Genomic DNA, 19,466 nt, shown 5'->3' with positions numbered 1-19,466 from the left:
GTCTTATTCCCCTTGAGAAGCAGTCGCATGTTCAACTGCTACATGAGTTTCAGAAGCAGGCGCTTCACCAGCCACTACAGGAGCTGAATGGTCAGCACCATGGTAGTTACTCATATAGTTATTGATCACTGATTCAAACAAGCCTTGCTCAACAGAAGAGTAATAAGTCACAGGATGTGGCTGAGTCTTATATGGACCTTCTTTTAAAGCCGTTGCAGCAAGTTCTTTCTCTAATTCAGTTTTGGCATTACGAACCATTGCATCAATTTGTTTCTGCGAACGGTTACCGTCACGTAAAGAAGCAAATTCAGCTTGATCTAAAACTGTTTTTTGAACAGCTTGAGGATTAATCGTCGTACCTTGACCTGCTTTAACAGCTGTTACCCATTGCTCAAAATCAGCTTGAGTTACAGAGTGAGCTTTAAAGCGCATTTGCGAGAAACCATAACCTGAATAGTTAGATGAGAAACCACGGAATTCGCCCGTGTTATCTGCTAAAACGTTCAAGTGAGTTTGCATACCCGCCATTGCATAAATCTGACCAGATAATGCAGGGATAAAGAACGAGTTCATTGTGAAGTTAGATGTTAAACGTAAGCTTACAGGCGTTTGCTCTGGGAAGCGTAATTCGTTAACAGTCGCAATGTTCTGTTCTGGGTAGATAAAGATCCATTTAAATTGTTCAGCAATAACTTGAACAGTTAAAGGAGCTTTGTCGGATTCTAGCGGACGGTAAGGGTCGTACTTGTGGGAACCCCACCAAGTTAACCAAGCTAAAATACAAATAATAATAACAGGTATACCCCAAACTACAATTTCAATTGCAGTTGAGTGTGACCATGTTGGTTGATAGTCTGCGTCTTTATTCGATGCACGATATTTCCAACCGAACCACAATGCCATAATTGCAGATGGAATAACCACCAATAGCATTAGGTAAATCGCAGTCATCATCAGGTTACTTTGACCTGAAGCAACTGGACCTTTTGAGTTCAGAAGTACTAAATCACCACCACACCCTGTTAAAAGTGCAGCCATCGTAGATAAAGACAATACAGCTAAAATCGTTTGTCTCATTTTACAACCTCGGTGAAGAGTCCCATTCCCTAATTTAATATGGGATAGCGATTAAAGTGTCGCATGATTAAAAAGACCTCGTTAGACACGAAAAACTCTTCTTAATCATCGGACACCGCTACGTTGTAGGGCATTATGCCTGATATCGACAAACTAAGCTATATATAAAGCCGCTTTAAATGCCTGTAATAAAAACCGATTTTGATACTCGGAATTATTTGTACTATTGAAAATTTATTATTATTTATCAAAGAAGTAAATAAAAAGGGATGATAAATCATCCCTGTATGCCAAAAAATCAAAATTATTGCTTTACGACTTTGGTTTTTGCTAATTTATCGTGTAGAGCTTGGCGTTTTGCTCCAAATGCAAAGGCATAATCTAAAATAGTGATGAATGGCATAAACATCATATTCAAAATAATGAAAATGATAGAGCGAATCGTAAAGACTCGCATTAGGCTCACTTTTTCATTGCTTTCTGCATCTACAATTTTAATTTTGGTTAAACGCTTACCAATACTTTGACCATTTTTAGCCAGTAAGAATGCTTGCAAGCCCAGCATAATGAGTAAATAAATTGCAATGGCTTGCCATGCTTGCATAGGAATCAGCTGAAATAACTCAGTTTGTAATTGAATGGCTTGATCTGAAGTGGTTGCCGCTTGCATCTTTTGTTGTAAGCCAGACAATTGTTCAAATTGATCTGCATTTAAGAAAAAAGAGGGAATAGCTGCTGCTGGTAGCCAAAGCAGCATATCAATAATTTTTGCTAGCGCACGACTGTTGATACTGGCTAACTCAGTTTGCGTTGTTTTGGTTTTTGTATTTTGTGATTGGCTATATTGTGCTGCAGTTGCACTATAGTTCTGTTCAGGCTGCTGAAAAGGAGATGCTTCAGAAGTCGGTGCTACATAGCCTTGTGGTTCATATACAAGTTTCCCTTGGGTGAGTTCACCTAAAGCTTTCCACTCGCTCATGCCTTGGTGCCAAGCCAAATCTGTCAGCAACACTTGTTGGCTGGCGAGCATTTGGTTGAGCTGCTCTAAGGTGTATGGCCCAGCTTGTTGATTATTTCGTGCCAAGTAAATTTGCATAAATATAAAATCTCAAAATAATAATTTGAAAAAAAACCCACGCAGGTGCATGGGTTTTCTTTTAACACGTTTTATTAAGCTTGTTGAGCTTTTTCTTCAGAAAGGAAGAACCAAGTGTCTAAAACTGAGTCTGGGTTTAAAGATACAGATTCGATACCTTGTTCCATGAGCCATTGCGCAAGGTCAGGGTGATCTGAAGGGCCTTGACCACAGATACCTACGTATTTACCAGCTTTACGGCAGGCATGAATTGCCATAGAAAGCAATGCTTTAACCGCAGGATCACGTTCGTCAAACAAGTGAGAAACAATACCTGAGTCACGGTCTAAACCAAGGGTTAACTGAGTCAAGTCATTAGAACCGATAGAGAAACCATCGAAGTGCTCAAGGAATTGTTCAGCCAACAATGCGTTGGTTGGTAATTCACACATCATGATCACTTTTAGACCGTTTTCGCCACGTTTTAAGCCATTTTGTGCAAGTAACTCAATCACACGTTTTGCTTCAGCAACTGTACGCACAAATGGAATCATAATTTGCACGTTAGTTAAGCCCATTTCATCACGTACTTTTTTCAAGGCACGGCATTCAAGCTCAAAGCAATCACGGAAGTTGTCAGACACATAGCGGCTTGCACCACGGAAGCCCAACATTGGGTTTTCTTCTTCAGGTTCGTATAACTTACCACCAATAAGGTTGGCATATTCATTCGATTTGAAGTCAGACATACGTACAATCACTGGTTTTTCAGCGAAAGCAGCAGCAAGGGTAGAAATACCTTCAACCAATTTTTCTACATAGAATTCGATTGGTGAAGAATAGCCCGCAGTACGTGCCATTACAGCTGCACGTGTTTCACGTGGTAAGCTGTCAATGTTCAGTAATGCTTTCGGGTGCACACCAATCATACGGTTGATGATGAATTCTAAACGTGCAAGGCCAATCCCTTCGTTTGGAATTTGAGCAAAGTCAAATGCGCGGTCTGGGTTACCCACGTTCATCATAATTTTGAACGGAAGTTTTGGCATAGATTCGATAGAGTTCTTTTGAACTTCAAAATCTAAAGCACCTTCATAAATGAAGCCTGTATCGCCTTCGGCACAAGAGACAGTGACTTCTTGACCATCTGCTAATACTTCAGTTGCATTACCACAACCCACAATTGCAGGTACGCCTAATTCACGTGCAATAATTGCAGCGTGACAGGTACGACCACCACGGTTAGTAACAATGGCAGCAGCACGTTTCATTACTGGTTCCCAGTCTGGGTCAGTCATGTCAGAAACTAAAACGTCGCCTTCTTGTACTTTGTCCATTTCTTTAATAGACGTTACCACACGAACTTTACCAGAACCGATACGCTGACCAATTGAACGGCCTTCACAAATTACAGTACCTTTTTGTTTAAGCAGATAGCGTTCCATTGTGCCAACATTTTCACGGCTTTTTACTGTTTCAGGACGTGCTTGAACAATGTAAATTTGACCGTCGTCACCATCTTTCGCCCATTCAATGTCCATAGGTGCTTGATAGTGTTCTTCAATAATTAAAGCTTGTTTTGCTAGTTCTTGAAGTTCGTGATCGTTTAAAGAGAACTGTTGACGATCTTGTTTTTCTACATCTACCACTACAACAGATTTACCTGCAGCACCTTCTTCGCCATACACCATTTTTTGGTGTTTAGAGCCAAGGTTACGACGTAAAACCGCATGTCTACCCGCTTTTAATAGTGGTTTAGAAATGTAGAACTCATCTGGGTTAACTGCACCCTGAACGACCATTTCACCCAAGCCATAAGAAGCGGTAATAAATACTGCATCACGGAAACCAGATTCTGTGTCTAGGGTGAACATTACACCAGCAGCACCAGTTTCTGAACGGACCATACGTTGTACGCCAGCAGACAATGCAACAACATCATGATCGAAGTTTTGATGTACACGGTAAGAAATCGCGCGGTCGTTGTACAAAGAGGCAAAAACTTCTTTAATGGCAATTAACACGTTGTCGATGCCACGGATGTTGAGGAATGTTTCTTGCTGACCTGCAAAAGATGCGTCTGGTAAATCTTCTGCAGTTGCAGATGAACGAACGGCAACCGCGATATTAGGGTTGCCGTTAGAGAGTGCGTCAAAAGCAACGCGAATTTCTTGTTCTAGGGCTGCGGTAAGCGGAGTGTCGACAATCCATTGACGAATTTTTGCACCAGTTTCAGCAAGCGCATTCACGTCATCTACATTGAGCGTTTTTAGCTCTGCTTGAATTTTAGCGTTTAGGCCACTTTGCTCGAGAAATTCACGATAAGCAGCAGCTGTTGTTGCAAAGCCACCTGGTACAGATACACCAGCGTTTGATAAGTGGCTGATCATTTCGCCTAGAGATGAGTTTTTCCCACCCACAAGCTCAACATCGTGCTTCCCTAATTTTTCCAGACCAATTACGCGCGCTTCCAAAGTTATTACTCCACTTTTGCAGTATTAATCACTATCTTGTCATGAAATTATAATAAATCTACTTAGCAATATGATTTTACTAAGCGACAGTCATGTAAGATCGGTTTACTATAAAGATTATATAGCACTAAGACAAATGTTTAAGGAGAATTTTAATGTCAGATGGTAAACAAATTAAGCGGAGTGTTTTTTTTATTTCCGATGGAACTGCAATTACAGCTGAAACCCTTGGACATTCACTCTTAGCGCAATTTCCAAATGTAGACTTTGATATTCACATTCATCCTTATATTACGTCTGAAGAAGCGGCAATGAATGTGGTGACTGAGATTAATGCGCGTGCACAGCAAGATGGTCAACTGCCTTTGGTTTTTGACACGCTAGTAGATCAATATGTGCGTGACATTATTAACACTGCAAAAGCGATTAACCTAGATGTGTTCGAAGGCTTAATTAGCAAGCTTTCAGAGGAATTGGGTACACCACCAACCACCTTGGTTGGACAAACTCACGCAGTGACAGATTCTGAATCATATAAGGCACGTATTGATGCGGTGCATTTTGCCTTAGACAATGATGATGGCGCACGTACACGCCATTACGACAAGGCCGATCTGATTCTAATTGGGGTGTCACGCTCAGGTAAAACACCGACATCTATCTACTTATCTTTGCAGTTTGGTATTCGTGTTGCGAACTATCCATTAACCGAAGAAGACCTAGATGACAACCGCTTGCCAGCAGTCTTAAAACCACATAAACACAAGTTGTTTGGCTTAATGATTGATGCAGAACGTCTGGTTGCAATCCGTACTGAACGCAAGGCTAACAGTCGTTATGCGAGCTTTAACCAATGCCAAATGGAATTACGTGCTATTGAAGGTATTTATATTTCAGAAGGTATTAAGTATTTAAATGTATCTGAAATGTCGATTGAAGAAATTTCAACTCGTGTATTACAAATGACAGGTTTGAAACGTCGAATTGGATAATCAAATTAATATCATTAAAAGGGTCAAAATATTATTCTGACCCTTTTTTATTGGATATAAATAGAATAAAAATTAAGCTATTATTTATTTAAATGATAATGCTTTTGATGTGACTTAAAATGTAGTGATAATGGTATCCACAGGGTGGCTTTGACCGTCGATGCTATGCACACTATGCGCACAGACTTTTACAATAGGCCAAGTAATCAGAGTGCAATTTTCACGCTGCAAAGCCGCATAATAGTGATCAGATTTAAAATAATGTTGATGTGTATCGGCAATGTTTGGGGTGAGCTGACGTTTGAGCCAAGTGTCTTTTACCTGCGCATCTAAAAAACGTAAAGCCAAAATATTTTTAACGCGGTTGTTAAACAAACGCCGATTTTTAAATACCAATGGATGGCTAATCAGGCGATGTATGCCACGTTCTGTGGCAGGCAAAACAAAATGCGGGGCAATCTGGAACACCTTGACCGAAGCCGCTTGTTGACAAATTTTATCAAGCTGTGCCACGCTGTCTTGATTGGCACCAATTACAGCCACATGTAAACCATCAAAATCAGACGGTTTGACTTCGGTAGCAGGAATACACTTACCTTGAAACTCTTGAAAATCTATCAGGCAGTTTTGGAAGGCGTGTCTATGTATGTCATGTTTAGGACTGACCATGCTGAATCCCTTATTTTATTCATTTTATAAATTAGAACATTTACTCTATTTTGTGAGGGCAGTACTGTTTGGTAAAGTCTTTTGTGCAGGCGAACCAGTCATTTCTGCAGATTGAAAGTTCAAAAAATGCAAATTTGAGTATCTAAAGTTAAAAAGGCCTCGCAATAACCGTGTTTACACAAAGTCACTGCAAGACCTTTTGAGTGTTGTTAAGCGTTCAGTTACTTAAATTCCATTTTTTATTTGCATGAGCAAATCGAAGTTGCGTAGGCGTTTTTGCGTATCATAAATGTCACAAGTGAAAATGAACTCATCTACATCATACTTTGCCAATAAGTTTTCCAGTCCAGCTTTTACTGTTGCTACAGAGCCAATTTGCGCCATGCCATAAAAACTATCGACTGACATTTTTTCAGCAGGTGACCACAAACCATCCATGCTGTTTATAGGAGCTTTGAGTTTCAAACTCTGCCCACGAATTAAGCCCAATACCCGTTGATAGGAACTTGTGGCGAGATATTGTGCTTCTGCATCGCTGTCTGCAACTACAGTTGGTACACCCATAGACACATACGGGCGGTCTAAATATTCTGAGGGTTCAAAGTTGTCACGGTATAACTGAATTGCTTGACCAAGCATGCGTGGGGCAAAGTGTGAGGCAAATGAATAGGGCAATCCTAATTTTGCAGCCAGTTGTGCGCTAAATAAGCTTGAACCAAGTAACCAGACAGGAACGTGCGTGCCTTGACCAGGGGTGGCCACAATACGTTGTTGTGGTTCAGCATCTTTAAAATAATGAAGAATTTCGAGCACATCTTGTGGGAACTGGTCTTCAGTTTCCTGACGGCCACGACGCAGGGCACGCATAGTAACTTGATCTGTACCTGGTGCACGTCCCAAACCTAATTCAATACGATTTGGATATAAAGTTGCTAAAGTACCGAACTGTTCTGCCACAACTAAAGGCGCATGGTTAGGTAACATAATACCGCCTGAACCCAGTTTCAGATGTCTGGTATTTGCTAATAAATAGCCTAAAAGTACTGCGGTTGCAGAGCTGGCAATGCCATCCATATTATGATGTTCAGCCAACCATAAACGGTCATAACCAAGTTGTTCTGCATGTTGTGCCAATTCGAGTGCATGATGCAGTGAAAATTGAACTGATTGATCATCACGGACAGGTGCAAGTTCAAGAATGGCAAATTTTGTGTCTTGCAGGGAACGCATCATTTATTCCAGCTTGATAAAGAGAGTTTTATCATACGATGCATTGAGTGGATTGTATATCGATAATTTTCGATATAAGGGTGTTCAGTGCGCTAGATTTAGCGGATGTGTGTTTAAGCAGTGATTTAATATAGTGAGATTATTGTCTGTATAAGAAAAAGCACCCGAAGGTGCTTTTGCAATATTAAAGAGATTGTAGAGAGCGTGGCGGATATGAATTAACAATTAACGACGTTTTCCATTTTTGTAATGACCTAAATGCAAGCCATTGTCTTTACTGTAACGGTTATTGTAACGCACATTATTATAACGATAGCCACGGCTGTCATAGCGTCGGTCGTAACGGTCATCATAGTGTTTGTTGTCATAGCGATCATCTCGACGGTCTTCGCTCACTTTTTTACCCAGTACAGCACCACCTGCAGAACCGAGTGCAGCGCCAACATAGCCACCCGTATTGCCTGCCATGTTGCGACCGACACTATAACCACCCGCACCACCTAACGCTGCACCAATCATGGCACCGTTACGGTCACGTTTACTGGCAGAAGCCGCCGCACCACCTGCGCCACCAATTGCAGAGCCAATCATGGCACCTGTTTGTCCACCCATGTGCTGACCAATGGCTGCACCGACTGCACCACCAAGCGCAGAACTTGCAGCAACACGTGTGTCATTTGCATGTGCAGTTCCCATGATTAAGGCAGAACTCGCGATGACACCACTTAATAAAAAATAATTCAGTTTCATGAGGATGCTCCGTATCAATAACTTATGCGCTTGGGTATTTATATATGTAATTAATGTATAAAAGCTTGTAGAAAGAATCGTGAAGGCCAGATAGAACATGTTGTAAAGTTTGGTAAATACACTGTAATTACCCCACATTATTTCTACATATTTCATCGCTTTTTGGTATTTATGATATTTCTAAACAGGATCAAAAAAGCACCGAGCTAATGTCGATGCTTTTAGGTGAATCATTAAGACTGATTCAGACGTATAAATTAACGTCGGTTACGTTTTTTCTTCCATTTACGTTCTTGGTAGCGGTCGTATTCTTTATCTTTTGAGATTTTATTTCCCAAAGCTGCACCACCGGCAGCACCGAGTGCCGAACCAATATATCCACCATTGGTTCCACCCATATTTTTACCTACGGTATAACCAGCGCCACCACCTAAAGCACCACCAATAGCAGATTCGGTACGATGACGTTTATTGCTCGCAACCGCAGCACCACCTGCACCACCGAGTGCAGCACCAATAGTTGCACCTGTTGTGCCGCCCATATTTTTACCAATAGCTGTACCTGCCACGCTGCCTAAAGCACTTGCAGCAGCTACACGTGTGGTATTGTCTGCGTAAACATTAGCACTAAGCATTGAACCTGCGGCTAAAGCTGCACTAAATAACATTGCATTAAGTTTCATGATTGCACTCCATGTCCATTTTCAGGACTTATTTTATGATCAATTTTGATGGGCTAAATCTATCAAAGAGTCTCTGTCAAAATGTGGAGAGTGCGCACGAGATTGGTGTGCTTTGGTGTGGCCTTTGTATAAGTTTGATTAAAATTGCTAAAAAAATGCGCAATACTTGTATGAAGATTCAACAGTTTTACTGCAATGATGATTCTAGGTCGTCTTGTTTACAATGTGCTCGATAACTTAGGTGAGCTTTAATACCGTGCCACTGTGCTGCAATAATGATGTCATTTAGTGCTTAGAATCGGTAAACTATGCGCAATTTTTTATTTCGCTGTGCTGCGTGATGTATGCGACAGCCTTTGTATTGAGATTTTTTAAACAATGAAAGAATCGTTACGTTTACGATTAGACCAGCTCTCAGACCGACACGAAGAGCTCACGGCATTATTGGCCGATGTTGAAGTGATTTCCGATAATAAGCGTTTTCGTCAACTGTCACGCGAGCACAGTGATTTAGATGAAATTACCGCCGTATGGACACAATACAAACAAGCAGAAGCCGATATAGAAACTGCTGAAGCCATGTTGAGTGATCCTGACTTTAAGGAAATGGCGCAAGAAGAAATTAAAGAGAATAAAGCACTGATTCAGCAACTTGAGTCAGATTTAAATATTTTAATGATTCCGAAAGACCCGAACGATGCTAACTCTGCTTATTTAGAGATTCGTGCAGGAACGGGTGGTGATGAAGCTGCAATTTTCTCAGGTGATTTATTCCGCATGTATAGCAAATATGCAGAAAGCCAAGGCTGGCGGATTGAAATTCTTTCTGAAAATGAAGGCGAACACGGTGGCTATAAAGAAGTCATTTGCTTGGTCAATGGCGATGGTGTTTATGGTCGTTTGAAGTTTGAAAGTGGTGCACACCGTGTACAACGTGTGCCTGCAACAGAATCACAAGGGCGTGTGCATACGTCTGCATGTACCGTGGCAATTCTGCCAGAGGTAGATGTTGATACCACGGTAGACATTAACCCTGCAGATTTGCGTATTGATACATACCGTGCTTCAGGCGCGGGTGGTCAGCACGTTAACAAAACTGATTCTGCGGTACGTATTACCCACATTCCAACAGGAACGGTGGTGGAATGTCAGGAAGAGCGTTCGCAACATAAGAATAAGGCCAAGGCCATGGCATTGTTGGCATCTCGTTTGGAAAATGCCAAACGTGCTGCGGCAGATGCGGCAACCTCAGAAATGCGTCGTGACTTGGTCGGTTCGGGAGATCGTTCTGAACGTATCCGTACCTATAACTATCCGCAAGGGCGTATGACAGACCACCGCATTAACCTGACTTTATATAAGTTAGATGCGGTTATGGAAGGTGATTTAACCGAGTTGCTAGACAGTCTGCATCGTGAATATCAGGCAGATCAGTTGGCTATGCTTGCCCAGCAAAACGGTGGCTAATGAATATTGCACAAGCCTTGGCACTACGTGGTGAAGCCGATAGCTACGAGCGTCAGGAAAATATCTGGTTGCTTGAGCATTTTTTAGGGCTGAGTGCACTTGAATTAAAGTATCGTGCAAGTCAGGAATTAACATCAGCAGAAGAGCAGGCCTATACGCAGGCCTTAGCGCGTATTGCTGCAGGCGAACCTTTGGCTTATATCACGGGTTCTCAGCCATTTTGGACTTTAGATTTAAAAGTTACGCCTGATACTTTGGTGCCACGTCCTGATACCGAGGTTTTGGTTGAAACCGTACTCTCTTTGTCATTACAAAGTAATGCTATGGTGGTGGATTTAGGTACGGGCACAGGCGCTATTGCGTTGGCTTTAGCTTCTGAGCGTCCAAATTGGCAAATCACCGCAACAGATATTTACCCGCCAACGCTTGCAGTTGCGAAAGAAAATGCTATAAAGCATGGTTTGAATGAGGTGCAATTTGCATGTGGTGCATGGTTTGACGCACTGGGCTTAGAAGCTGAACCAAGGTTTGATTTAATTGTGTCCAATCCACCGTATATAGATGCTCATGATGAGCACATGCCTGCATTAGCAGCAGAACCTGAACGGGCTTTGGTCGCGGCAGATCATGGCATGGCAGATATTGTGCAGATTATCTCGCAGGGCAAATATTGGTTAAAACAGCACGGCTGGATTGCCCTTGAGCACGGCTATGACCAAGCTTTAGCAGTGCAGGGAATTTTTGCAGAGCACGGTTTTTCTGAAATACGCACAGTCAAAGATTATGCTGGCAATGATCGAGTGACTTTGGCGTGTTTGATGTAATGCTTTGAGTCTCTACGCTTAATTTAACTTAACTTACCAAGGTGTGGCTGAATCGCAGGTGGCAGTTTTTCGCCAAGTGAACTCAGCATTTCACGCTCAATCAAACGTACCATAGAATTCAATGGCAAATCATTGTCTTGTAGCCCAAAGGGTTCTTCAAGTTGCTCACTTAAAGCATCCAGACCTAAAAACAGATAAGCAATTAACCCGACTAAAATAGGTGTCCAAATACCTAAACTGGCTTCTAGGCTAAACGGTAAAATAAAGCAGAAGCAGTACACAGTACGGTGTAACAAGACCGAATAAGAAAAAGGCAAAGGCGTACTTAAAATACGATCACAGCCTGCCTGTACATTGCCCAATTCTACAATGTGCTGATTCAGCCCTTGGTAAATAATGTCTGATATTTCGCCAGTTTTTAGGGCAATTACTAAATCTTTTTGAATACTTTCTAAAATATATTGTGAAGCATTGATATGTTGAAATAACGCCTGATAATCGTTTGTGGTCAACTTCACTTTGTTTTCATAAAATTCAATCGGTTGGTTTTGATTACGTAAACGGTCACGCAATAAATTGCTAAAGAGCATTACCCGATACATCAAGACTTGTCGATGAGGCTCAGAAAGCACATGCGAGTCACGAGAAATATGCCGTGACGTGGCAATTAAAGTTCCCCAGAGTTTGCGTCCTTCCCACCAGCGTTCATAACAGGCTGTATTTCTAAAACTTAAGAAAATAGACAAGATAATCCCGAAAATGGTAAAGCCAATTGCGGGGACGCTCGGTGCTTGAAAAAAGTGCTGCGAAGATAAATAGACCAAGACCGTAGAAAGAAATACCACAATTGCAAGCGCAGGTAAGACGGTGGGTAAAATCGTACCGTACCATGCAAAAAGTAGAGTAAAACTATTGTTTTTATTGCGAATAATCATCTTAAAGCAATCCTGTAAACTGTTGCTAGTGTTCCATAGACAAATAGCGCTTGGCAAGTCGCTTTAGGTATTGCAGTGATGGTTTTTCCTGTGAATCAAAGCTATGAGAATATCTACTCATGCACTGCTGCTTTATAGATTGTAAAAGTGCAGTGTAGTTAGGCAGTCAGTCAACGACGAAAACAAAAAAAGTGATGCCTGATTTCAGATATCACTTTCGGATTTACTGATGCAATGTGTAAACTTAAATTTTAGTTAACACTTTAAGCTTAAGTCTTTGCCACATTTACATAGGATAGTCTTGTAAGCAATCCGACACTTCGACTTGGGTCAAACTATCAGTTTCTAAAGCCAAACACAGTGCGACAATTTTTGCAGTATCGCTTAAGTGTTCTTCTTTCAGTGCTAAACCTGCCTGTAAAGCGTGTAAATCTTCTTGGCAAATATCTAACGCAGCAGCAGCTTGCATTGCATCTTCACGTTTAAAGAATGCAGAAATTGCTGTGCGTAATTGCTCTTCTGAGGTATTCAGAATACTTTGATTCAGTAATTCATCTAATTGGTCAGAAGCTTGGTTGAGAGAGTGAGTGAAATTTTGAACTACATTTTGTTCAAGTACATCGACCATCTTAAGCATGGGGGACCTCCAGAGATGTTGGTACATTTAAATATTACAGGGGGAGTATTACAGCCAAATTGCATAAAATTTATGCTTTAAATTGATTGAAAAGTAAACTAAATACTGGGCTTTGGCAATGCCGTGCCGATGAACGATCAGTTCAATTGGGTGTTGTAATATAAGTGCTTGTATCTTTAGTTGAAAATTAAATAATAGGCTTAATGCAATATAATTACTTGATAAGTCACTTAATAAAGTGCTTGCTTATGTGTTTTCAGTATATTGCCGATATGCACCTGGGTTTAAACCTGTCCACTTTTTAAAAGCACGATGAAACGCACTTGGATCGTGAAAATTTAGCTGGTCGCTAATTTCTTGTAAGGATTGCTGAGTTTTGCTGAGTAGTTCGATTGCAGTATCACGACGGACTTCATTTTTTAATTGTTGATAACTGGTGCCTTCTTGTTTTAAACGCCGCTGAAAAGTTGCTTCAGACATATTGAAATGTTGTGTAAGTTCACTTAACTCAAGCCATTGGCTTGGAGGAAGTTTGACCAATTGTTTACGGATTTGATGACTTAGTGCATGCGGGTTTTTATAACGTACTAAAAGGTTATAAGGCGTTTGCTTTAAAAAACGTTTCCAGCTTTTTTCATCTTGCTTAATTTTTAGTGCGAGATGTTGTGCTTCAAAATAAATTTTATTGTCTGTACAGGTGTATTCAATTTGATCACAAAAACGGATGCGGTAGTCAGTATCATCCACAGGGGCATTGCATTTAAGTTGCATGTTTAAAATAGCAATACGTTGCCCAGTCAGCCAACACATCAGGCTGTGAATGAGCATTAAATAGGTGGCATAACTAAACATCGGTTTCACTTGATCTTTATCATGAATGATCAAGATGGCGTAATCATTTTCAATACGTAACTCACCGACAAAATCGTCCAGTACTAAATTTAAAAAAACGAGCATATCTTGCAAAGCGAGTTGTAAGTGATCGGCTTGATACACCCATTTAGATAAAAGCTGATAGCTGCCACGACGTAAAGCATGGCTGTCCATACCAAAAAACTCATCATTCATTGCATCTGCAAGTGCAATCCATAATTGACCAAATTGTAGAATGGAAACACGTGCTTTGTTGGAGTCCAGCAATTCCTGTGGAATACCCGCAGTTTCTAATATGGCGGCGGTGTCTACAGTATGTTGTTGTGCAGCAGCCAAAGCTTCGTGTACCAAAGCAATTGAAATTGTATCTTTACTGTAGGTGAGTGGAGCGGCTTTCATGTGGCAGTCAAGGTATCCATTTACAAGTTGGCTGTCCAAAGACATCATGGAGGATGCAGGGTTTGGAAATTGTACTCTAGCCAGAGTGTGATTAATCTGCATCTTAAGTTGTAGAACTGTAGAAATTTATAAGGAAAATAATATGAAAATTCAAGGAAAAGTCTGTGTGGTCACGGGTGGTGCATCTGGTCTGGGTGCAGCTACGGCACAATACTTGGTCTCGCAGGGTGCTCGCGTGATTATGGTCGATATGAATCAGGAGCTTGGGCAGCAGCTACAACAGCAATTGGGTAGCCAGTCTGAGTTTTTGGCTGTAGATGTAACCGATGAAAACCAAGTACAGCAGCTTTTTAGCCATATTGAGCAAAAATATGGTCAGTTAAATGGCTTGGTGAATTGTGCGGGAATTGCACCTTCTGCCAAAGTTTTAGGGCGTGATGGTTTGCATGATTTGGCGATGTTCCAGAAAGTTTTGAATATCAATGTCACGGGCAGTTTTAATATGATTCGTTTCGCTGCACAGTTGATGGCGAAATATGACTTGCAAGCAAACGAAGAAGAGCGCGGTGTAATTGTGAATACAGCATCAGTTGCTGCATTTGATGGGCAAATTGGCCAAAGTGCTTATTCTGCTTCTAAGGGCGCAATTGTAGGAATGACGCTACCTTTAGCACGTGAATTCGCACGTGAAGCCATTCGGGTGATGACTATTGCCCCAGGCATTATGGAAACACCAATGCTCAAAGCTTTTCCGCAGCATGTGCAAGATGCTTTGGGGCAAATGGTGCCATTTCCACCACGTTTGGCAAAACCGGAAGAGTTTGCACAGTTAGTCGGTCACATTTTTGAAAATGGCTATTTGAATGGCGAAGTAATTCGTTTAGATGGTGCGATTCGTATGCAGCCGAAATAAGCTGCATCATAAAATAGCCTAAGTAAGCACAAGCAAAGCAACCGAAAAATCATCGCAATATAGAACAAGGATGTTGCGTACATTCCCTGACTGAACAACATAAATAGAGACAGAGAGCCAATATGATTTTAAGCCATGAACAAAAAATGATTCAGGATATGCTGCGGAGTTATGCCCAGGAAAAGCTGAAACCTACTGCAGCCGCACGTGATAAAACTGCCGAATTTCCAGCACAGGAATTAAAGGAACTCGGTGCGTTGGGTGCATTGGGTATGACTGTTTCAGAAGAATGGGGCGGCGCAGGTTTGGATTATGTGTCGTTGGTTTTAGCCTTGGAAGAAATTGCCGCAGGCGATGGTGCGATTTCAACGATTGTTAGTGTACAGAACTCATTACCTTGTGGGATCACTCAACGCTACGGCACGGAAGCACAAAAACAGAAATATCTAAGCAAATTGGCTACAGGTGAATGGTTGGGCTGTTTTTGTTTAACCGAGCCGCAAGTCGGTTCAGATGCCAGCGCCATTGAATGTAAAGCAGAAAAGGATGGTGATAGTTGGGTTTTAAATGGTACCAAACAATTTATTACCACAGGTAAATATGCCGATGTCGCTTTGGTTTTCGCTGTTACAGACAAAACTGCAGGTAAAAAAGGTATTTCCTGCTTTTTAGTGCCGACGAATACCCCTGGATATATTGTGGCGCGTTTAGAAGACAAAATGGGGCAGCATTGTTCAGATACTGCCACAATTGTTTTGGATAACTGCCGTATTCCTGCCGAAAACTTGCTAGGGCAAGAAGGTGAAGGTTACAAGATTGCATTGTCAAATTTGGAGTCAGGCCGCATTGGTATTGCAGCACAATCGGTTGGCATGGCGCGTGCAGCTTTAGAGGCTGCAGTGGATTATGCCAATGAACGTAAAGCCTTTGGTGTTGAAATTGTGCAACATCAAGCGGTGGCATTTCGTCTAGCCGATATGGCGACTCAAATCGAAGCTGCACGACAACTTATTTTACATGCTGCAAGCCTGAAAGATGCAGGTTTACCATGCTTGAAAGAAGCCTCTATGGCTAAACTCTTTGCTTCGACCATGGCTGAGCGTGTCTGTTCAGATGCGATTCAAATTCATGGTGGCTATGGCTATGTCTCTGATTTTCCAGTTGAACGTATTTATCGTGATGTACGTGTCAGTCAAATTTACGAAGGGGCATCAGACATTCAGCGTTTAGTCATTGCACGTGAAGTGACCAAGCGCTAATGCACTGACAAATATTCGCTGTATCTCATTTTATTGAATGTTCAAATCTAGCATGCAGGTTGAGGTGAGTGGAAATTGAGCTATCACCTGAATCATGTTTAGCTAAAGCAAGATAATCAACGGAATCCGTTGATTAGTATTTAAGAATTTGGCATGCAGTAGCCACGACATGCCATAAATTTTAATACAGACCTAATTCACCCTAGATTTAAATTTTTTAAAACGGTTAAAACAACAAAATACATTGCTGCAAAAGAATTGCAGATGAATCAGTACAAGACGGAGCTTCACATAATGAAAACTTTGCAAGATGCATATCAGGCTTTTAACCTAGAACGGCTCATTCAAACAGAATTGGTGGGTACACCTACGGCTATAAATGCTTATGAAGAATGTTGCGGGCGCTATATAGGTGCTCAGCGCACTGCTTTAATCTGGGAAGGCAAACATGGTGAATCTGTAACATGGACATTTGATCAGCTCGCAGAAGCATCAGGTAAACTGGCCAACTATTTTGTCAAAATTGGTCTAAAAGCAGGCGATTGTATTGCGGGTTTACTGCCGCGTACTGCAGAGCTACTCATTACAATTTTAGCCACTTGGCGCATTGGTGCGGTGTATCAACCCTTGTTTACCGCATTTGAGTCTAAGGCCATTGAGCATCGGATTCTGACAGCCAAAACACAGTTAATTGTAACCAACAGCGAACAGCGTCCTAAATTAGATTTACTGAATGATGTAGGTATTTTAACCGTTGATGCGAATGCCACAGCCAATAATACTGATGCTGATTTTTGGCAAGTCTTAAATGCACAAAATAGCCATTTTGAAACAGTATATCGTAGTTTTGATGATGACTTTTTAATGATGTTTACTTCGGGCACGACTGGTTTAGCCAAGTCGGTGCCTGTGCCTTTAAAAGCAATTTTGGCCTTTAAGGGGTATATGCAGTTTGCGGTAGATTTACGTGTAGAGGATTCATTCTGGAATTTGGCAGATCCAGGTTGGGCCTATGGTTTGTACTATGGCATTACTGGGCCACTAAGTTTGGGGCACAGTATTATTATGGATGAGCGCCCATTTAGTGTCGATCATGCATTAGAGATTATCCGTAAATATCGGGTAAGCAACTTAACAGGTTCACCAACGGCATTTAGAATGTTCTTTGGTTTTAAAGAAAAATTTGATGCAGAAATAAAAAATCATTTGCGTGTGGTCAGCAGCGCAGGTGAACCACTCACACCCGAAGTGATTCATTGGTTTAATCATGAATTAAACGTCAATATTTATGACCAATATGGGCAAACTGAACTGGGCATGGTAATCGCGAATCATCACGCATTGGAACATCATAAAAAAATTGGTTCTGCAGGATACGCTATTCCAGGGCATCGTTTTGCAGTCTTGAATGCTGAGCATCAGGAAGTAGCATGCGGTGAAATTGGTACTTTGGCCTTAGATGAATCGCAATCGCCGTTAATGTGGTTTAAAGGCTACGAAGGACATGATCGTAAATCATTTGTCGGACAGTATTATCTCACGGGTGATACTGTGCGTTTAAATGAATTTGGCGGCATTGATTTTATAGGTCGTGCAGACGATGTCATTACAACATCGGGTTATCGGGTAGGGCCTTTTGATGTAGAAAGTACTTTACTTGAATGTGAAGAAGTACTTGAATCTGCAGTGATTGGTAAGCCAGACCTAGAACGTACAGAAATCGTAAAAGCATTTGTGGTGCTAAAAAATCAATATCAAGCCAGTAGTGCCTTGCAGGAAAAGTTACAGCAATATGTTCGTTCACGTTTATCGAAACATGCCTATCCTAAAGAAATAGAATTTGTAAATGGTTTGCCTAAAACATCGAGTGGGAAAATTCAGCGTAATTTACTGAAACAACAGGAAATTGCCAAACAAACGGCTTTGAAAAAAGTAAGTTAAATTGGGTATATAGTTTTAAAGTGCTCTTAAATCAAAAACGCCAATCATTTAGATTGGCGTTTTGTTGTTATATGCACTTAAATGGTTATTGCAAGCGTCGTGTATCTTGAACAAAGCTGCGTGAGCTTAGGTAAACAAACACTGCTATAAAGAATAATGCCACAGGAATTACAAACAACGCATTGTGTAGACCAACAGCTTTAAAGTGTTCTGTCATTACCGCACTGCCTGAAGCTAGCATTGCTGCTTGTGAAAAATGATCTGACAATGCCCCAACCACGATTGGGCCAAACGCACCGCCTAAAATATACATGCAGGCAAAATACACAGCCATTGCAGTCGCACGTAAATTGGGCTCGACTACATCCTGAATGGCAGGGTAAACCGTAGTGTAGTAGTTATAAGAAGCCAACCAGCCCAAACTGAGCAGAATAACCACAGCTGTTAGAGAATCGTTACCCAAATACAGTGCGATACCAATAAATATTGCAGAAATAAACAAGCAAATCGCACCAAAAACCAAACGGCCACGGGCAAAGCGTTGATGAATCTTATCTGCGATGACACCGCCTAGCGTTAGACCAATTAAACCTGTAATCCCAACAATACAGCCTGTGATAACAGCAGATTGTGTCAAACTCAAGCCAAAATAGCGTTGAAACAGTGGTACAAAGAAGGAGTTACCTGCATACACGGCAAAGTTCACGCTTAAGCCTGACAGAATAATCCAACGTAGGGTTTTAATTTTTAAAAGCGTGCGAATCGGGTTTTGAACAGTCTTTGCCGTGTAGTTTTCACCTTCGCTTGCACCACGTGGTGGTTCTTTCATTTTAAAGAAGAACAGCGCCAGTATAAAACCGGGAATGGCTGCCACAATAAAGGGTGCACGCCAGCTGTCAAAGGCTTCTGCAATTGCCCCAACTGTAAAAAACGCTAAAATTAAACCGAGTGGCAGACCGAGCATAAAAATACCCATGGCGCGTGCGCGTTTTTCGGCAGGAAATAAATCACCAATTAACGAGTTTGCGGCAGGAGCATAGCTTGCTTCTCCCACACCTACACCCATACGGACTAAGAAAAACGAAACAAAATTCCATGCTGCTGCATTGAGTGCGGTAAAACCACTCCATGCCATTAAGCCCCAGCCAATAAATTTTGGCTCTAGACTAGCAGAATAGATATGTTAGTCTAGAATCATGATAGAAAACAGTAAATTAAGTCACTATAAGATTAAAAAAATTATTCAGTGCTTTTGCATTGATATTCCT

General features: G+C 41.3%; 17 protein-coding genes and 1 pseudogene. 7 read left to right on the top strand and 11 right to left on the bottom strand.

Annotated elements, in window-relative coordinates; translation table 11 throughout:
* Window positions 1–3: 3 nt before the first annotated feature.
* The 3 genes from cyoA to ppsA form a co-directional block, all read right to left on the bottom strand.
* Window positions 4–1,077, bottom strand: a complete 1,074-nt coding sequence (gene cyoA, locus HHA42_RS09670) for a ubiquinol oxidase subunit II (protein ID WP_168417470.1) — start codon at window positions 1,075–1,077, stop codon at window positions 4–6.
* Between the two features lie 304 nt (window positions 1,078–1,381).
* On the bottom strand, window positions 1,382–2,173 hold the full coding sequence (locus HHA42_RS09665) for an RDD family protein (protein WP_168417469.1): 792 nt from the start codon (window positions 2,171–2,173) through the stop codon (window positions 1,382–1,384).
* Window positions 2,174–2,247: 74 nt separating this feature from the next.
* Window positions 2,248–4,626, bottom strand: a complete 2,379-nt coding sequence (gene ppsA, locus HHA42_RS09660; RefSeq protein WP_168417468.1) for a phosphoenolpyruvate synthase — start codon at window positions 4,624–4,626, stop codon at window positions 2,248–2,250.
* Between the two features lie 155 nt (window positions 4,627–4,781).
* On the opposite strand from ppsA, the gene HHA42_RS09655 reads away from it, so the two are divergent.
* Window positions 4,782–5,618 (top strand): pyruvate, water dikinase regulatory protein, encoded by an 837-nt coding sequence (locus HHA42_RS09655; RefSeq protein ID WP_168417467.1) that lies wholly within the window; start codon window positions 4,782–4,784, stop codon window positions 5,616–5,618.
* 114 nt (window positions 5,619–5,732) lie between these two features.
* Here the strand turns inward: HHA42_RS09655 and HHA42_RS09650 are convergent, their stop codons facing one another.
* The 4 genes from HHA42_RS09650 to HHA42_RS09635 form a co-directional block, all read right to left on the bottom strand.
* Complete coding sequence (locus tag HHA42_RS09650; RefSeq protein ID WP_168461401.1) at window positions 5,733–6,287, bottom strand: flavoprotein; 555 nt, start codon at window positions 6,285–6,287, stop codon at window positions 5,733–5,735.
* A 225-nt stretch (window positions 6,288–6,512) separates the two neighbouring features.
* Window positions 6,513–7,517 (bottom strand): LLM class flavin-dependent oxidoreductase, encoded by a 1,005-nt coding sequence (locus tag HHA42_RS09645; protein ID WP_168461911.1) that lies wholly within the window; start codon window positions 7,515–7,517, stop codon window positions 6,513–6,515.
* Between the two features lie 225 nt (window positions 7,518–7,742).
* A complete protein-coding gene (locus HHA42_RS09640) occupies window positions 7,743–8,267 on the bottom strand; it encodes a hypothetical protein (protein WP_168526303.1) in 525 nt (174 codons plus the stop codon).
* A gap of 257 nt (window positions 8,268–8,524) precedes the next feature.
* Window positions 8,525–8,950 carry a glycine zipper domain-containing protein gene (locus HHA42_RS09635; protein WP_168417463.1) on the bottom strand — a complete coding sequence of 142 codons (426 nt, stop codon included), beginning with the start codon at window positions 8,948–8,950 and terminating at the stop codon, window positions 8,525–8,527.
* A gap of 378 nt (window positions 8,951–9,328) precedes the next feature.
* On the opposite strand from HHA42_RS09635, the gene prfA reads away from it, so the two are divergent.
* Both prfA and prmC read left to right on the top strand, forming a co-directional pair.
* Window positions 9,329–10,417, top strand: a complete 1,089-nt coding sequence (prfA, locus tag HHA42_RS09630) for a peptide chain release factor 1 (protein WP_168526301.1) — start codon at window positions 9,329–9,331, stop codon at window positions 10,415–10,417.
* Entirely contained in the window at window positions 10,417–11,241 is an 825-nt protein-coding gene (gene prmC / locus HHA42_RS09625) for a peptide chain release factor N(5)-glutamine methyltransferase (RefSeq protein ID WP_168526299.1), read from the top strand. The genes prfA and prmC overlap by 1 nt, the downstream gene beginning before the upstream one ends.
* A gap of 23 nt (window positions 11,242–11,264) precedes the next feature.
* Here prmC and HHA42_RS09620 read toward each other — a convergent pair whose 3' ends face one another.
* The 3 genes from HHA42_RS09620 to HHA42_RS09610 form a co-directional block, all read right to left on the bottom strand.
* Entirely contained in the window at window positions 11,265–12,176 is a 912-nt protein-coding gene (locus HHA42_RS09620; RefSeq protein ID WP_168526297.1) for a bestrophin family protein, read from the bottom strand.
* 286 nt (window positions 12,177–12,462) lie between these two features.
* Window positions 12,463–12,813: a hypothetical protein gene (locus tag HHA42_RS09615; RefSeq protein WP_168417459.1), complete on the bottom strand. Its 351-nt coding sequence runs from the start codon at window positions 12,811–12,813 to the stop codon at window positions 12,463–12,465.
* Between the two features lie 246 nt (window positions 12,814–13,059).
* Window positions 13,060–14,085, bottom strand: a complete 1,026-nt coding sequence (locus HHA42_RS09610) for an AraC family transcriptional regulator (RefSeq protein ID WP_194558998.1) — start codon at window positions 14,083–14,085, stop codon at window positions 13,060–13,062.
* A gap of 142 nt (window positions 14,086–14,227) precedes the next feature.
* Here HHA42_RS09610 and HHA42_RS09605 point away from each other — a divergent pair, with 142 nt between their 5' ends.
* The 3 genes from HHA42_RS09605 (at window position 14,228) to HHA42_RS09595 (ending at window position 18,198) form a co-directional block, all read left to right on the top strand.
* Complete coding sequence (locus HHA42_RS09605; protein WP_168417457.1) at window positions 14,228–14,998, top strand: 3-hydroxyacyl-CoA dehydrogenase; 771 nt, start codon at window positions 14,228–14,230, stop codon at window positions 14,996–14,998.
* A gap of 122 nt (window positions 14,999–15,120) precedes the next feature.
* Entirely contained in the window at window positions 15,121–16,257 is a 1,137-nt protein-coding gene (locus HHA42_RS09600; RefSeq protein ID WP_168417456.1) for an acyl-CoA dehydrogenase family protein, read from the top strand.
* 294 nt (window positions 16,258–16,551) lie between these two features.
* Window positions 16,552–18,198, top strand: a complete 1,647-nt coding sequence (locus tag HHA42_RS09595) for an AMP-binding protein (protein ID WP_168417455.1) — start codon at window positions 16,552–16,554, stop codon at window positions 18,196–18,198.
* A gap of 85 nt (window positions 18,199–18,283) precedes the next feature.
* On the opposite strand, the gene HHA42_RS09590 is transcribed toward HHA42_RS09595, so the two are convergent.
* On the bottom strand, window positions 18,284–19,348 hold the full coding sequence (locus tag HHA42_RS09590; protein ID WP_354667087.1) for an MFS transporter: 1,065 nt from the start codon (window positions 19,346–19,348) through the stop codon (window positions 18,284–18,286).
* 46 nt (window positions 19,349–19,394) lie between these two features.
* On the opposite strand from HHA42_RS09590, the pseudogene HHA42_RS09585 reads away from it, so the two are divergent.
* Window positions 19,395–19,466: pseudogene (locus HHA42_RS09585) on the top strand (IS1595 family transposase); the annotation flags it as partial.

This window comes from Acinetobacter sp. A3 (genome assembly GCF_012371415.1).
Taxonomy (GTDB): Bacteria; Pseudomonadota; Gammaproteobacteria; order Pseudomonadales; family Moraxellaceae; genus Acinetobacter.
Note: the sequence above shows the minus strand (reverse complement) of the source record. Positions and strands in the feature narration are given on the sequence as shown.

Coding starts and splice junctions, on each gene's coding strand:
- HHA42_RS09640 (WP_168526303.1), bottom strand. CDS start 8,267: ATGAAACTGAATTATTTTTTATTAAGTGGTGTCATCGCGAGTTCTGCC.
- prmC (WP_168526299.1), top strand. CDS start 10,417: ATGAATATTGCACAAGCCTTGGCACTACGTGGTGAAGCCGATAGCTAC.
- HHA42_RS09665 (WP_168417469.1), bottom strand. CDS start 2,173: ATGCAAATTTACTTGGCACGAAATAATCAACAAGCTGGGCCATACACC.
- HHA42_RS09620 (WP_168526297.1), bottom strand. CDS start 12,176: ATGATTATTCGCAATAAAAACAATAGTTTTACTCTACTTTTTGCATGG.
- HHA42_RS09605 (WP_168417457.1), top strand. CDS start 14,228: ATGAAAATTCAAGGAAAAGTCTGTGTGGTCACGGGTGGTGCATCTGGT.
- HHA42_RS09610 (WP_194558998.1), bottom strand. CDS start 14,085: ATGAAAGCCGCTCCACTCACCTACAGTAAAGATACAATTTCAATTGCT.
- prfA (WP_168526301.1), top strand. CDS start 9,329: ATGAAAGAATCGTTACGTTTACGATTAGACCAGCTCTCAGACCGACAC.
- HHA42_RS09615 (WP_168417459.1), bottom strand. CDS start 12,813: ATGCTTAAGATGGTCGATGTACTTGAACAAAATGTAGTTCAAAATTTC.
- HHA42_RS09645 (WP_168461911.1), bottom strand. CDS start 7,517: ATGCGTTCCCTGCAAGACACAAAATTTGCCATTCTTGAACTTGCACCT.
- HHA42_RS09635 (WP_168417463.1), bottom strand. CDS start 8,950: ATGAAACTTAATGCAATGTTATTTAGTGCAGCTTTAGCCGCAGGTTCA.
- HHA42_RS09600 (WP_168417456.1), top strand. CDS start 15,121: ATGATTTTAAGCCATGAACAAAAAATGATTCAGGATATGCTGCGGAGT.
- HHA42_RS09655 (WP_168417467.1), top strand. CDS start 4,782: ATGTCAGATGGTAAACAAATTAAGCGGAGTGTTTTTTTTATTTCCGAT.
- cyoA (WP_168417470.1), bottom strand. CDS start 1,077: ATGAGACAAACGATTTTAGCTGTATTGTCTTTATCTACGATGGCTGCA.
- HHA42_RS09650 (WP_168461401.1), bottom strand. CDS start 6,287: ATGGTCAGTCCTAAACATGACATACATAGACACGCCTTCCAAAACTGC.
- HHA42_RS09595 (WP_168417455.1), top strand. CDS start 16,552: ATGAAAACTTTGCAAGATGCATATCAGGCTTTTAACCTAGAACGGCTC.